Source organism: Phenylobacterium sp. Root1290 (assembly GCF_001425305.1).
Lineage (GTDB): Bacteria > Pseudomonadota > Alphaproteobacteria > Caulobacterales > Caulobacteraceae > Phenylobacterium.
In genome coordinates, this window is sequence record NZ_LMEE01000003.1 from 561,146 (window position 1) to 574,431 (window position 13,286).

Here is a 13,286-nt window from a genome sequence, read left to right on the forward strand (position 1 = left end):
GGGCGAGGCGGGGGTTTCCCTTCCACCTGGCCGTGTTACGCCTAGGGCATGCCGGCGATCGAGCTTTCGAAAATCGAGAAGCGTTTCGGCGCGCATGCGGCGCTAGCCGGCGTTGATCTGGCGATCCAGCCCGGCGAGTTCGTCGCCCTGGTCGGCCCGTCCGGATCTGGCAAGACCACCCTCCTGAAGACGATCAACGGTCTGTCGGAGCCTGACTCCGGAAGCGTCCGGATCGGGGGCGAGGACGCCGGCGCCCAGCCCGTGCACCAGCTGCGTCGGCGCATCGGCTATGTCTTTCAGGAGATCGGGCTCTTCCCGCACCTGACCGTGGGCGAGAACATCGCCGTGACGCCGCGGCTGCTGGGCTGGGAACGCCCACGGATCGCCGGGCGCGTGAACGATCTGCTCGAACTGGTCGATCTGCCGCACGAGGTGGCGGGCCGGATGCCCGCGGCGCTGTCGGGGGGGCAACGCCAGCGCGTCGGCGTGGCCCGCGCGCTGGCCGCCGAACCGAAGATCATGCTGATGGACGAGCCGTTCGGGGCGCTCGATCCGCTGACGCGCGACGCCCTGGGCGGCGACTATCGCGCCTTGCACGACAAGCTCAACCTGACGACGGTCATGGTCACCCACGACATGGCCGAAGCGGTTCTGCTGGCCGACCGCATCGTGGTGCTCACCGGTGGACGCATCGTCGCCGACGGCGCTCCGGCCGAGTTGCTGGCCTCGACCACCGATCCCGAGGTCCGCGCGCTGCTGGAGGCGCCGCGTCGTCAGGCCGAACGGCTGCGCGAGCGCCTGGGGGCGGCCACGTGAACGAACGCATCGCGCAGGCCTTCGCCCTGCTTCCCGATTATTTGGCCTGGCATGTCCTGCTGAGCGCCAGCGCCCTGCTGCTGGGCGTACTGATCAGCCTGCCGCTGGCGGTGGCGGCGAGCCGCAGCCCACGCCTGCGCTGGCCGGTGCTGGCCTTCGCTGGCCTCATCCAGACGATCCCCAGCCTGGCTCTGCTGGCGCTGTTCTATCCAGTGTTGCTGGGCCTGTCGGCGGCGAGCCTGGCGGTGTTCGGCAAGGGGTTCTCGGCGCTCGGCTTTCTGCCGTCGCTGCTGGCCCTGACGCTCTATTCGATGCTGCCGATCCTGCGCACGGCGACGGCGGGTATCCTGGGCGTCGACCCGGCGGTGCGCGAGGCGGCCGACGGCGTGGGCATGACCGCGCGCCAGAGGCTGTTTCAGGTCGAGCTGCCGTTGGCGATGCCGGTGATCATGGCCGGCGTGCGCACCGCCGCCGTCTGGACGATTGGCGCAGCGACGCTCTCGACCCCGGTCGGGCAGACCAGCCTGGGCAACTACATCTTCGCCGGGCTGCAGACCGAGAACTGGATCTTCGTGCTGTTCGGCTGCGCGGCCTCTGCGGGTCTGGCGATGATTGTGGACCAACTGCTGGGCCTGATCGAAACCGGCGCGGCCCGTCGGCGGCGCGGGCTGATCATCGCAGGCGCCGTGCTGCTGGTGATCGGCGCCCTGGCGGCGATGAGCCCGCTGGCGGCCATCGGCAAGCCGGCCAGCTACGTCGTCGGCGCCAAGAATTTCTCCGAGCAGTACATTCTCGCCGAGCTGATGGCCGAGCGGCTGGAGGCGACCGGCGCCCGCGTCTCGCGCAAGGAGGATCTCGGTTCGGCGGTCGCCTATCGCGCGCTCGCGGCAGGCGAGCTGGACGTCTATGTCGACTACACCGGCACCCTCTGGACCAATGTCCTCAAGCGCGACGACAACCCTGGCCGAGCCGAGGTCCTGGCCCAGCTCACGGAAGAGCTGAAACAGCGCGACGGCGTCGTGGTGCTGGGGTCGCTGGGCTTCGAGAACGCCTACGCCTTCGCCATGCGGGCCGATCGCGCCGACGCGCTGGGAATCACCAGCCTGGCCGACCTCGCCCGGCAGGCGCCGCGGCTGACGCTGGGCTCGGATATCGAGTTCCTGTCGCGGCCCGAGTGGAAGGCTGTCGATGCTGCCTATGACTTCCACTTCAAGGCCGAGCGCTCGTTCCAGCCGACCTTCATGTATCGCGCCCTCTCCGGCGGCGAGGCCGACGTGATCTCCGCATTCTCGTCCGATGGACGGATCGCGGCCGACAAGCTCGTGGTGCTCGGCGATCCAAAGGGAGCGTTGCCGCCTTACGACGCGGTGATCCTGGTGTCGCCAAAGCGGGCGGGAGACGCGCGTCTTCTGGACGCGCTGAAGCCGCTGGTCGGGTCGATCTCGGTGGAGGCCATGCGGGCGGCGAACTACAGCGTCGACCGCGACCGCGGCAAGCTGTCGCCGGCCCAGGCGGCGAGGGCGCTCGAACCTTCGAAGTAGCCCTTCGTTAACCATAAGTAGGCAATTTCGACCTAGCTGATTTCCAGCATTCCACGCGTACCCAAGAGGCCTACCGATGAACGGCGCCGAGGTTCTGGACGTCGGTCGCGACGCCATCTGGCTCACCATTCAGCTTTGCGCGCCCGTACTGATCGTCGGCCTGGTGGTCGGGGTCGGGGTGGGCCTGATGCAGGCCCTGACCCAGATCCAGGAGGCGACCCTGGTCTACGCGCCCAAGATCGTTGCGATCTTCCTGTCGCTGCTGCTGTTCCTGCCGCTGATGGGCGCGCTGATGAGCGGCTTCATGCGCCAGATCGCCGCCCGCATCGCAGCGATGTAGCGGCCGCCCGGCCGCTCCCATGGAAAGCTTCGCCGCCGCAAATCAGGTCTACGCCGCCGGGCTGATCTTCGCCCGCGTGGGCGCGATCATCATGCTGCTGCCTGGCTTTGGCGACACCAGCGTGCCGCCGCGCGTGCGGCTGTCCTTCGCCCTGCTGATGGCCTTGATGCTGATGCCTTTGGTGGCCAAGGGGCTGCCGGTCCCCGGCACGGTCTCGGGCGTCGCCAGCGGCGTGATCAAGGAGCTGCTGATCGGCCTGATGATCGGCACGATCCTCAAGATGTTCCTGTCGTCGCTGTCGACGGCGGGTGAAATCATCTCGATCCAGACGACCCTGGCCTTCGCCCAGACCGCCGCGCCGGGGCAGGCGCAGCCGTCGACGACGCTGAGCACCTTCCTGATGCTGATCGGCGTCACCCTGATCATGGCGACCGACCTGCATCACATGTTCCTGGCGGCGATCGTGCATTCGTACGCCGTGTTCCCGTTCAGCCGGGAACTGGCGATCGCCGACAGCACCCAGCTGGCGGTGCAGACGGTGGCGGGCTCGTTCCGGCTCGGCCTGCAGCTGGCTGCGCCGGTCGTCGTGTTTTCGGTGATCTTCAACGTCGCCGCCGGCCTGGTCGGGCGGGTGATGCCGCAGTTCCAGGTGTTCTTCGTCGTCACCCCGTTGATCGTGCTGCTGGGGTTGTCGATCTTCGCGCTCAGCCTGGGCGTGATCGGGATGGTCTGGCTCAACCGCTATCGCGAGCTCGTCTCGCTGTTCCTGGGCTAGGTCATGGCCGACGAACAGGACGCAGCCTCCAAAACAGAAGAGGCGACACCCCAGAAACTCCAGAAAGCCAGGGAGAAAGGGGATGTCGCCAAGACCCCCGATCTGGCGATGCTGGCCTCGTTCGCCGGCGCAGCGGCGGTCATTGCGATCGCCGGCGGCTGGATGTCGCGCAATCTGGCGGCCGAACTGCTGCCGTTCATCTCAAGGCCCGAGAGCATCAGCCTGGAAGGGCATGGCGCGATCGATGTGGCCGTCCATGCGGCGCGCGCGGCCGCGCCGATCCTGCTCTGCGTCATGGTGGTGGCGGCCGTGCTCGGCGCCGCGGGCAACCTCGTGCAGACGGGCCTGCTCTACAGCCCCGACAAGATCAAACCGGAATGGAAGAAGGTCTCTCCGCTCGCTGGCCTGAAGCGTATCCTCGGCCCCGACGGCCTGATGCAGTTCTTCAAGTCGCTGGTGAAGATCGTGATGGTCGGCTGGGTCGGCTGGGTCGTCATGAAGCCCTACATCCATCCGCTGAAGGAGCTGGCCGCCCTCGATCCGGCCGCCATGCTGCCGCTGATGGTCGAGATCCTTCGCAAACTGGTCTTCGCCACCGCCGCCCTGATGCTCGTGATCGCCGGCTTCGACTGGTTCTGGCAGCGCCAGCGCTTCCTCAAGCGCATGAGGATGACCAAGGAAGAGCAGAAGGAAGAATTCAAGAACTCGGAAGGCGACCCTCACTTCAAGGCCAAGCGCCGCCAGATCGCCATTCAGCGCTCGCGCCGGCGGATGATGGCCGCGGTCCCGAACGCCACCATGGTGGTCATGAACCCGACCCACTACGCCGTGGCGCTGCGCTACGAGGCGGGGGAAGCCGCCGCGCCGCAGTGCGTGGCCAAGGGTATGGACGCCGTCGCGCTGAAGATCCGCGCGCTTGCCGAAGAGCACGGCGTGCCGATCATCGAGGACCCGCCGCTGGCTCGCGCGCTCTACGCGGCGGTCGAACTGGACGACTACATCCCGCCTGCTCACTACGAAGCCGTGGCGAAGCTGATCGGCTTCATCATGCAGAGCAGCGCCCGCGTGGCCGCAAAGGCCCGCCACCACTAAGAAATATGAGAACATTGCGTGACTGATTCGCCGGAGGCGCAGGCTTCCTCGTTCGAATTCAACCGGGACCGTCCCATGGCCAAGCCCAAGACGCAGGACCGCGCGGCTCGCCGCTTCGACCCGATGACGGCGCTGGCTGTGCTGTGCTTCCTCGCCGCCGTCGGCTTCGCGGCGGTGCCGGCCTTCCATGCCGGGCCCGCGACGCGGGCGGGCGTGATGCTGCTGATCGGGTTGTTCGGCGTCGCCTGCCTGGGCCTGTTCGCGCTGCGCGGCTCGGCGGAGCCGGCGGTCGCCGGCGAACCCGCCGCCGATCAGATGGTTGACGCCCTGACCGAGCCGGCGGCGATCGCCGCCGCAGACGGACGCATCCATGCCGCCAACGCCGCTTGGCGCTCGCTGCTCGGCGCGGCGGCCCGCCTGCCCAAGGGCGGCTCCTCGGCCGCCAGCCTGTTCTCGGCCCTGACCGCCGCCCGCCGCGGCGAGACCGGCCAGGCGTCGATCCGCAACAACGGCGCCGAGCACACGGCGACGGTCGCCCCGCTGGGCGAACGCCGCTTCCTGGTGCGACTGGCTGAGACCCCGCCGCTGGCGCTGCCGCCGGCCGCGGCCGAAGTCCTGCAGGCGTTCAACACCGCCAAGCCGCCGCCGCCCAAGGTGCTGGACGCCTTCGCCGCCGCTTCGCCGTTCGGCGCGGCTCTGCTCGATGGTGAGGATCCCTTCGAAGCGACGATCATCGAGGCCAATCCGGCGCTGGCCGGTCTGGCGGGCGGAGGCGCCAACGGTTCGCGGTTCGGCGACCTGATCGACGCGGCCTCCCGCGCCGACGCCGCGCAAAAGCTGGCCGAAGGGCATGTGGGCGTGCTCGAAGTGCGTCTGGCGTCCGATCAGGCCAAGATCGCCCACCTTTATCTGTCCAAGGGCGAGGGGCGTTGGGTCGCCTATCTGGTGGACGTCTCCGAGCAGAAGCAGATCGAACTGCAGCTCTCGCAGAGCCAGAAGATGCAGGCCATCGGCCAGTTGGCCGGCGGCGTCGCCCATGACTTCAACAACCTGCTGACCGCGATCTTCTTCCAGCTCGACGTGCTGGCTCAGCGCCACCCCGTCGGCGATCCCTCCTATGAGGGCCTCAACGAGATCCGCTCCACATCGGCCCGCGCGGCCGATCTGGTGCGCAAGCTGCTGGCCTTCTCGCGCAAGCAGACCGTCCAGCGCGAGACCCTCGATCTGGGCGAACTGATCAGCGAGTCCGAAGTCCTGCTGCGCCGCGTGCTCTATGAGGACGTGAAGCTGGAGACCGAGTACGGCCGCAACCTGCCGCACGTGCGCGCTGACCGCAGCCAGATCGAGACGGCGGTCATGAACCTGGCCGTCAACGCGCGAGACGCCGTGCGCGCTCACGGCGGCGGCGTGGTCCGGATCCGTCTGGCCCGTCTCACCCAGGACGAGGCGATCGCCCAGGGCTATCCCGCCGCCAAGGGCGACCAGGCCCTCATCGAGGTCTCCGACGACGGCCCGGGGATCACCCCCGAGGTGATGGACAAGATCTTCGACCCGTTCTTCACCACCAAGCCGGTGGGCGAGGGGACGGGTCTGGGCCTGGCCACCGTCTACGGCATCGTCAAGCAATCGGACGGCTGGATCAGCGTTGCTTCCAAGCCGGGCGAGGGCGCGGCCTTCCGCATCTTCCTGCCGGTCCACATTCCGACCGCCGCCGCGCCGGCCCCGACGCCCGCCGCCAACCGCGCGCCGCCCAAGGCCCGCGATCTGTCGGGCGCCGGCCGTATCCTGTTCGTCGAGGACGAGGACGCGGTGCGCACCGTGGCGGCCAAGCTGCTGCGCGCCCGCGGCTACGAGGTCATCGAGGCCGGGTCGGGCGAGGAAGCGCTGGAACTGGCCGAACAGTACGCCGGCCAGATCGACCTGATGATTTCCGACGTTGTCATGCCGGGCATGCAAGGCCCCGACCTGCTCAAGCACGCCCGCGTCTACCTGGCCGGTGCGCCGGTCATGTTCATCTCGGGCTATGCCGAGGCCGAGTTCTCGAACCTGCTCGAAGGCGAGGAGAACATCTCGTTCCTGCCGAAGCCGATCGACATCAAGACCCTTGCCGAGCGCGTGAAGCAGGAACTTCAAAAGGCGGCGTAGCGTTGCGCGGGTTGGTCTTGGCGGGGGCGTCAATGCTAAGCGGTGGGCATGCAGGTACTTGAACGCGAGATCACCAACCGTCTGAGCCAGACGGTCCGGAGCGACGAGAACGTCTTCCACAAGTTCGTCGATGCGGCGGGCGACCTGGCCGTGAACCTGGTCGTCGCTGTCATCATTCTCACCGTCACCTGGTGGGCGGCAGGCTGGGCGGCGCGTCTTGTGCGCCGGCTGATCGCCCGCGTGCACGGCGGCGGTCCGCCGGACGTGACCTTGCAGGGTTTTGCAGGATCGGCGGCCCGCTACCTGGTGATGATCGTCGGGATCATCGCGGTGCTGCAGCAGCTGGGAGTGCAGACCACATCGATCCTGGCGGTCCTGGGCGCCGCTTCGCTGGCGGTCGGCCTGGCGCTGCAGGGCACGCTGAGCAACGTCGCGGCTGGGGTGATGCTGCTGCTGTTTCGGCCCTATCGCGTCGGCGATGTGATCGAGGTCGCGGGACGCACCGGGACGGTCCGCTCGCTGGACCTGTTCGTGACCGAGCTGACCACCCCTGACAACCTCAAGGTCGTCCTGCCCAACGGCAAGGTGTTCGGCGATGTGATCGTCAACACCAGCTATCACAGCCGTCGCCGCGTGGACGCGGTGATCAAGACCGATCTTAAGCGCGACGTCGCCGCGCTGATGGCGGCGCTGAAGGCGCGTGCGGAGTCCAATCCGTTGGTGATCAAGGACCCGGCGCCCCAGGTCGAGCTCACTGGGATGTCGGAAGCCTTTGTCGAACTCACGGTCCGGGCCTGGGTGGAAGCTCAGGACTTCGCCGCCGTGAAGGCCGACATCATGCTGGCTGGCCGCCTGCTGGCCGACGGCGCGGAGCAGCTCCCCGCCCTGCCGGCGCCGCGGGCCAAGCCCGCGACGGCCCCGAAGAAGAAGGCGCCGAGCCTTACCGAGCGCCTTCGTCCCAAGTCTTGAGGATCGCGCGCGCGGCATGGACGCCGGTGGCGAAGCACGCCTGCAGCAGATAGCCGCCGGTTGGGGCCTCCCAATCCAGCATCTCGCCTGTGGCGTAGACGCCGGGCACCACGCGCAGCATCAGGTTCTCGTCCACAGCGGTCAGTTCGACTCCGCCCGCGGAAGAGATCGCGCGGTCGAGTGGCCGCATGGCGGTCAAGCGCAAAGGCGCGGCCTTGATGGCGCGGGCAAGGGCGCCAGGTTCGCGGGGCAACTCGACCCCATGAGCCTCGCGCAGCAGGTTGATCGCCAGCGGCGACAGCCCGGCCGCCTTGCGCAGCAGGTTCGTCGTCGATTGGCCCCCTGGCGCGCGATGCAGCCGGTCAGTCAGCTTGGCGCGGCTGAGGTCCGGGGTCAGGTCGATCTCCAGCGTCGCGTGGCCGCCGTTGGACAGCGCCTCGCGCAGATCGGCCGATAGTGCGTAGATCGCGCCGCCTTCGATCCCATAGGCCGCAACCATGGCTTCGCCACGGATCGTTCGGTCGCCGAAGCTGAGGGCGATGTTCTTCAAGGGCTCGCCAGCGAAACGCTCGGCGAACATCTTGCTCCAGGCGATTTCGAAGCCGCTGTTGGCGCTGCGGAACGGCGCCATGGCGACGCCCTTGGCGGCGAGCAGCGGCGCCCAGGCGCCGGTCGATCCCAGCCTTGGCCAGCTGGCGCCGCCCAGGGCGAGCACCGTTGCGTCAGGCGCGGCGGTTTCGATGGCGCCGCCTTCGGTTGCGAAGATCAGCTCGCCGGCCTCGTTCCAGCCCCGCCAATCGCGGCGGAGCCTCAACTCCACGCCCTGGTCCGCCAGGCGCGACAGCCACGCGCGTAGGAGGGGAGAGGCCTTCAACGCGCGCGGGAACACGCGCCCGCTCGAGCCCACGAAGGTCTCCTGGCCAAGGTCCTGAGCCCAGGCGATCAAGTCAGCGGGCGAGAAGCTCTCCAGCATCGGGGCCAGCCATGAGGCGGCCTCGCCGTAGTGGGCGCGGAACGTGAGCAGGTCTTCGGAATGGGTGAGGTTGAGCCCGCCGCGGCCGGCCATCAGGAACTTGCGCCCCAGGGTCGGCATGCGGTCGTAGACGGTCACCTTCACGCCGGCGGCGCTCAGGGTTTCGGCGGCGATCAGGCCGGCCGGGCCGCCGCCGATCACCGCGACGTTCTTCACTGAAGTGGACATGGGCGAGGTCAGAGGCCCTTCCGTCCGAAATGTCCAGTCTCAGGGCGCGAAGCTGGAGCGCGCCTTAACGCCCCAATGACCGTCCTCGCAGGTGATCACATAGATGGAGTCGAAGCCGCCGATGACCGTGCCGTCCTTGCGGTAGCGGGTGAAGCGGGTGTCCAGGTGCACCTTGTCCGGGCCGGCGTGGATGACCTCGCGGCGCTCCCATGCAGAGTGGTCCCAGTCCGAGAGCGGGCCCTTCTCGAACATCTGCGGCTGATGATAGCCCGGCTCGATCACGGTCAACGTGTTGGAGGCCAGGCGCACGCTTGGGAAGTTGAAGGTCTTCTCGAAGGCCGGCAGGTCACGGGCGTTGAAGGCGGTCATGAACGCGTCGGTGACGGCCATGGCGGCGGCGACTTCAGTTTCGTAAGCTGGCATCACATCTCCCTTTGCAGAGGCAGCTTGGCACGTTTATTTGTGCGGCGCTTGCGCCCGGCAGCACGAATTCCGCGTTGTAAGGCTTGCCGTAGACGCTTGCTTGGCCTCTAAGGCGCGCCCGCGCTCTTTTTGTGTGTGGCGCGAACCTTCAAGGACGACCATGGCCTTCCCCGATATTCATCCCGCTTTGGCGCGCGCGCTCGCGAGCCAAGGATACGAAGAACCCACCCCCGTCCAGGCGGCGGTGCTGACCGAGGAGGCCGAAGGCCGCGACCTGCTGGTCTCGGCCCAGACCGGGTCGGGCAAGACGGTTGCGTTCGGCCTCGCCGCGGGTCCGACCTTGCTCGGCGCCGAGCAGTGGTTCGGCCAGGCCGGCCCGCCGCTCGCCCTGGTGATCGCGCCGACCCGCGAACTGGCCATGCAGGTCAGCCGGGAACTGGGCTGGCTCTACGGCCAGTCCGGCGCGAAGGTCGAAACCTGCGTCGGCGGCATGGATCCGCGCCGCGAACAGCGCGCCCTTGCGGCCGGCTGCCACATCCTGGTCGGCACGCCGGGCCGTCTCAAGGACCACCTTGAGCGCGGCAACCTCGACCTTGGCTCGCTTCGCGTCCTCGTCCTCGACGAGGCGGACGAGATGCTCGACATGGGCTTCCGCGAGGATCTCGAGGAAATCCTGGACTCTTCGCCAGTCGATCGGCGGACGCTGCTGTTCTCGGCCACCATCGCCAAGGACATCGCCGCCCTGGCCAAGCGCTACCAGCGCAACGCCCTGCGCATCGACACCGTTCGCCGCGACGAGCCGCACGGCGACATCGAGTACCGGGCCGTCCGCGTGGCGCCCAATGAAGTCGAGCTGGCGGTGGTCAACGTCCTGCGCTTCTTCGAGGCTCCGGGCGCACTGGTCTTCTGCAACACTCGCGACGGCGTGCGCCATATGCACGCGGCGCTGCGCGAGCGTGGCTTCTCGGTCGTCGGACTGTCGGGCGAATTGGGCCAGCGTGAGCGCTCGGAAGCGCTGCAGGCCCTGCGCGACGGTCACGCCCGCGTCTGCGTCGCCACCGACGTCGCCGCGCGCGGTCTCGATCTGCCCGACCTGGGCCTCGTGATCCACGCCGACCTGCCGATCAACAAGCCGGCGCTGCTGCACCGTTCGGGCCGTACGGGCCGGGCGGGGCGCAAGGGTACTTCGGTCCTGCTGGTGCCCTACACGCGTCGCCGCAAGGCCGAGCAGCTGCTGGCGTCGGCCGGAGTCGATGTCCACTGGCAGGGTCCGCCGACGGCCGACGAGATCAAGGCCAAGGACCAGGCCCGGATGCTCGAGGACCCGATCCTCACCGAAACGCCGGCGGAAGAAGATCTGGCCCTGGCCCGCCTGGTGCTGGAAACCCGCAGCGCCGAGCAGGTCGCCGCGGCGCTGATGCGGCTCTATCGCCAGCGTCTGCCGGCGCCGGAAGAGCTCTATGACGACGCGCGGATGCGCGACTCTCAGGCGCGTGATCGCGACCGCCCGCAGCGTGGCGAGCGCTGGGAGCCCTCCGACCGCGACGAGGGTCCCGTCGGCCGTGCGCCGCGGCTGGCGCCGGAAGACGTCACCTGGTTCCGCATCACCGTGGGCCGCGACAAGAACGCCGATCCCAAGTGGTTGATCCCGATGATCTGCCGCCTGGGCCACATCACCAAGAAGGACATCGGCTCGATCCGGATCTTCGATCGCGAGACGAAGTTCGAGATCTCCAAGGAAGCCGAGGCCAAGTTCGCCTCCGCCGTGAAGGTGACAGTCAACGACGAGATCAAGATCGAGGCGTCCGGTCCGCCCGGCGGCCCGACCTCGCCGCCGCGCGGCGGTCCGCACCGCAAGGGCCCGCCGAGCGGCGACCGCCCCTTCCGCAAAGGTCCTCCCGGTGAGGGCAAGCCGCCCTTCCGCAAGGCCGCGGCGGCTGGCGAAGATCGCCCCCCGTTCCGCAAGGGCCCGCCGCACGAGGGGGGAAAGCCCGCCTTCAAGGGCCCGCCCGGCGCGCCTGGGCCCAAGGCCGGCAAGCCCCCGTGGAAGAAGAAGGGCAACGACCAGCGCAAATAGGCGTCTTGGTCCCGTCACAAAATCAGTCCTAGGCTGTGGTCGTGCACTTCTTGTCCGGGGTGCACGTCAGGGCGGTACAGCAGATGACCGAGACTGATTCAGATCGACGCATGGCCGCGCTGCGGATCGTCGCGCGCTGGATCCCGGCGGTGCTTTTGATTGGCGCCGCCGTTGCGCTCTACGCCAGCGGTCTGGCGGCGAGCATGTCGTTCGACAACATCCAGGCCAACGAAATCCGCCTTCGCGGCGAGGTCGCGGCCGCGCCGATCGCGGCGCTGGTGGTCTTCATCGGCCTCTACGCGGTCGCCACCGGCGCGTTCGTGCCGGTCGGGCTGGTGTTGATGCTGGCCGGAGGCTTCCTGTTCGGCCCCCTGGTCGGGACCCTGGCGACGATCATCGGTTCGACGCTGGGCGCGATCATGACCTATCTGGCGGCCCGGTTCGCCGCGGGCGACCGTGTCCGCCGATTCCTCACCAGCGGCCGCTTTCGCAAGCTGGTCGTGGGATTTGAGCGCGCCCCGTTTCGTTATCTGCTGACCCTGCGTCTCGTGCCGCTCAGCCCATTTGGCCTGGTCAATCTGGCGGCAGGCTGCGCGCGCACGCCGTTCCGCGCCTATGTGGCGGCGACCGCCGTCGGGGCGGTGCCCTATTCGCTGATCTACAGCTATCTCGGCGCCGGTCTGGGGCAGGCCTTTCTTGTCAGCAGAACGCCCGATGCGGGTGTCCTGCTACGTCCCCAGGTAGCGCTCCCGCTCGCGGCCCTGGCCTTGCTGAGCCTGCTGACCGGCCGTCTGAAACGCCGTCAGGAAGCGCTGTAGGCGCTCGACTCTCAACGACATCGCGGCACATGATCTCCGGCCTCAGGGAAGGAAGCCTCATGCCGACCAATCGTCAGTGGATCCTGCGTCGCCGTCCGGCCGGAGAGATCGTTCCGGACGACCTGGAATTGATCGAGACCGTGACGCCGGAGCTGCACGAGGGCGAGGTGCTGGTCCGCAACATCTATCTTTCCCTCGATCCGACCCATCGCATCTGGATGAGCGACCAGGATCAGTACCTGCCGCCGGTGCAGATCGGTGAGGTGATGCGCGGCGGTGCGATCGGCGTGGTCGAGCAGTCCCGCGACCCGGGCTTGCCGGAGGGCACGATCGTCAACGCCGGCCTCGGCGGCTGGCAGGACTACGCCATCGTGCACGAGGGCATGGCCCGCCGGGTGCCGCATCTGAACGACGTGCCGCTGACCGCCTACATGAGCGTGCTCGGCGGGACCGGGCTCACGGCCTACTTCGGGCTCAACGACATCGGCAAGCCGCAGCCGGGCGAGACGGTAGTGGTCTCGGCGGCCGCTGGGGCGGTGGGATCGATCGTCGGGCAACTGGCCAAGCTGCAGGGCTGCCGGGTCATCGGCATCGCCGGCGGTCCGGAGAAGTGCCGCTGGCTGACGCAGGAACTCGGGTTCGACGGGGCCATCGACTACAAGTCGGAGGATGTCAGCGCAGCGCTTGAGCGGCTGGCGCCCAACGGCGTCGACATCAACTTCGAGAACGTCGGCGGCGAAGTCATGAACGCCGTCATCGGACACATGAACAACTACAGCCGCATGCCGCTGTGCGGGATGATCTCCACCTACAACACCGAAGGGCCGATCGCGGGGCCGACGGATTTCGGGCGGGTGCTGATGCACCGCATCCTGATAAAGGGCTTCATCGTCATCGACTATCTGCCGCGCGCCTCCGAAGCCCTGTCAGAGCTCGCGCCCCTGGTCGCCAGCCACCAGCTGAAGTGGAAGGTCCACGTGGTCGATGGCCTGGAAAACGCGGTCGGCGCGCTGGGCAGGCTGTTCACCGGCGACCATGACGGCAAGCTGCTGATCCAGGTCTCCCCGGAACCGAAACACGCCTGACGCG

At 68.2% G+C, this 13,286-nt stretch carries 12 protein-coding genes; 10 read left to right on the forward strand and 2 right to left on the reverse strand.

Annotation, left to right across the window (positions count from 1 at the left end; all coding sequences use genetic code 11):
- Positions 1-48: 48 nt before the first annotated feature.
- From ASC79_RS17285 to ASC79_RS17315, 7 genes are all read left to right on the forward strand, one after another.
- Entirely contained in the window at positions 49-816 is a 768-nt protein-coding gene (locus ASC79_RS17285; protein WP_056021594.1) for an ABC transporter ATP-binding protein, read from the forward strand.
- Positions 813-2,357: a glycine betaine ABC transporter substrate-binding protein gene (locus tag ASC79_RS17290; protein WP_056021591.1), complete on the forward strand. Its 1,545-nt coding sequence runs from the start codon at positions 813-815 to the stop codon at positions 2,355-2,357. The genes ASC79_RS17285 and ASC79_RS17290 overlap by 4 nt, the downstream gene beginning before the upstream one ends.
- A gap of 76 nt (positions 2,358-2,433) precedes the next feature.
- Complete coding sequence (fliQ, locus tag ASC79_RS17295; protein ID WP_056021588.1) at positions 2,434-2,697, forward strand: flagellar biosynthesis protein FliQ; 264 nt, start codon at positions 2,434-2,436, stop codon at positions 2,695-2,697.
- A gap of 19 nt (positions 2,698-2,716) precedes the next feature.
- Complete coding sequence (gene fliR, locus ASC79_RS17300; RefSeq protein WP_056021585.1) at positions 2,717-3,472, forward strand: flagellar biosynthetic protein FliR; 756 nt, start codon at positions 2,717-2,719, stop codon at positions 3,470-3,472.
- Positions 3,473-3,475: 3 nt separating this feature from the next.
- The gene (gene flhB, locus ASC79_RS17305) at positions 3,476-4,564 is read left to right on the forward strand and encodes a flagellar biosynthesis protein FlhB (protein ID WP_056021582.1); all 1,089 of its coding nucleotides are present in this window, start codon (positions 3,476-3,478) and stop codon (positions 4,562-4,564) included.
- 75 nt (positions 4,565-4,639) lie between these two features.
- A complete protein-coding gene (gene cckA, locus ASC79_RS17310) occupies positions 4,640-6,709 on the forward strand; it encodes a cell cycle histidine kinase CckA (protein WP_056023590.1) in 2,070 nt (689 codons plus the stop codon).
- Between the two features lie 48 nt (positions 6,710-6,757).
- A complete protein-coding gene (locus ASC79_RS17315; protein WP_056021573.1) occupies positions 6,758-7,678 on the forward strand; it encodes a mechanosensitive ion channel family protein in 921 nt (306 codons plus the stop codon).
- On the opposite strand, the gene ASC79_RS17320 is transcribed toward ASC79_RS17315, so the two are convergent.
- Both ASC79_RS17320 and ASC79_RS17325 read right to left on the reverse strand, forming a co-directional pair.
- On the reverse strand, positions 7,650-8,879 hold the full coding sequence (locus ASC79_RS17320; RefSeq protein WP_056021570.1) for a TIGR03862 family flavoprotein: 1,230 nt from the start codon (positions 8,877-8,879) through the stop codon (positions 7,650-7,652). The genes ASC79_RS17315 and ASC79_RS17320 overlap by 29 nt on opposite strands.
- Positions 8,880-8,918: 39 nt before the next feature.
- On the reverse strand, positions 8,919-9,302 hold the full coding sequence (locus ASC79_RS17325; RefSeq protein ID WP_056021568.1) for a hypothetical protein: 384 nt from the start codon (positions 9,300-9,302) through the stop codon (positions 8,919-8,921).
- A 160-nt stretch (positions 9,303-9,462) separates the two neighbouring features.
- Here ASC79_RS17325 and ASC79_RS17330 point away from each other — a divergent pair, with 160 nt between their 5' ends.
- The 3 genes from ASC79_RS17330 (at position 9,463) to ASC79_RS17340 (ending at position 13,282) form a co-directional block, all read left to right on the forward strand.
- Complete coding sequence (locus ASC79_RS17330; RefSeq protein WP_082532187.1) at positions 9,463-11,379, forward strand: DEAD/DEAH box helicase; 1,917 nt, start codon at positions 9,463-9,465, stop codon at positions 11,377-11,379.
- Between the two features lie 83 nt (positions 11,380-11,462).
- Positions 11,463-12,197 (forward strand): TVP38/TMEM64 family protein, encoded by a 735-nt coding sequence (locus ASC79_RS17335; RefSeq protein WP_082532188.1) that lies wholly within the window; start codon positions 11,463-11,465, stop codon positions 12,195-12,197.
- 59 nt (positions 12,198-12,256) lie between these two features.
- Complete coding sequence (locus ASC79_RS17340) at positions 12,257-13,282, forward strand: NADP-dependent oxidoreductase (RefSeq protein ID WP_056021559.1); 1,026 nt, start codon at positions 12,257-12,259, stop codon at positions 13,280-13,282.
- Positions 13,283-13,286 lie beyond the last annotated feature (4 nt).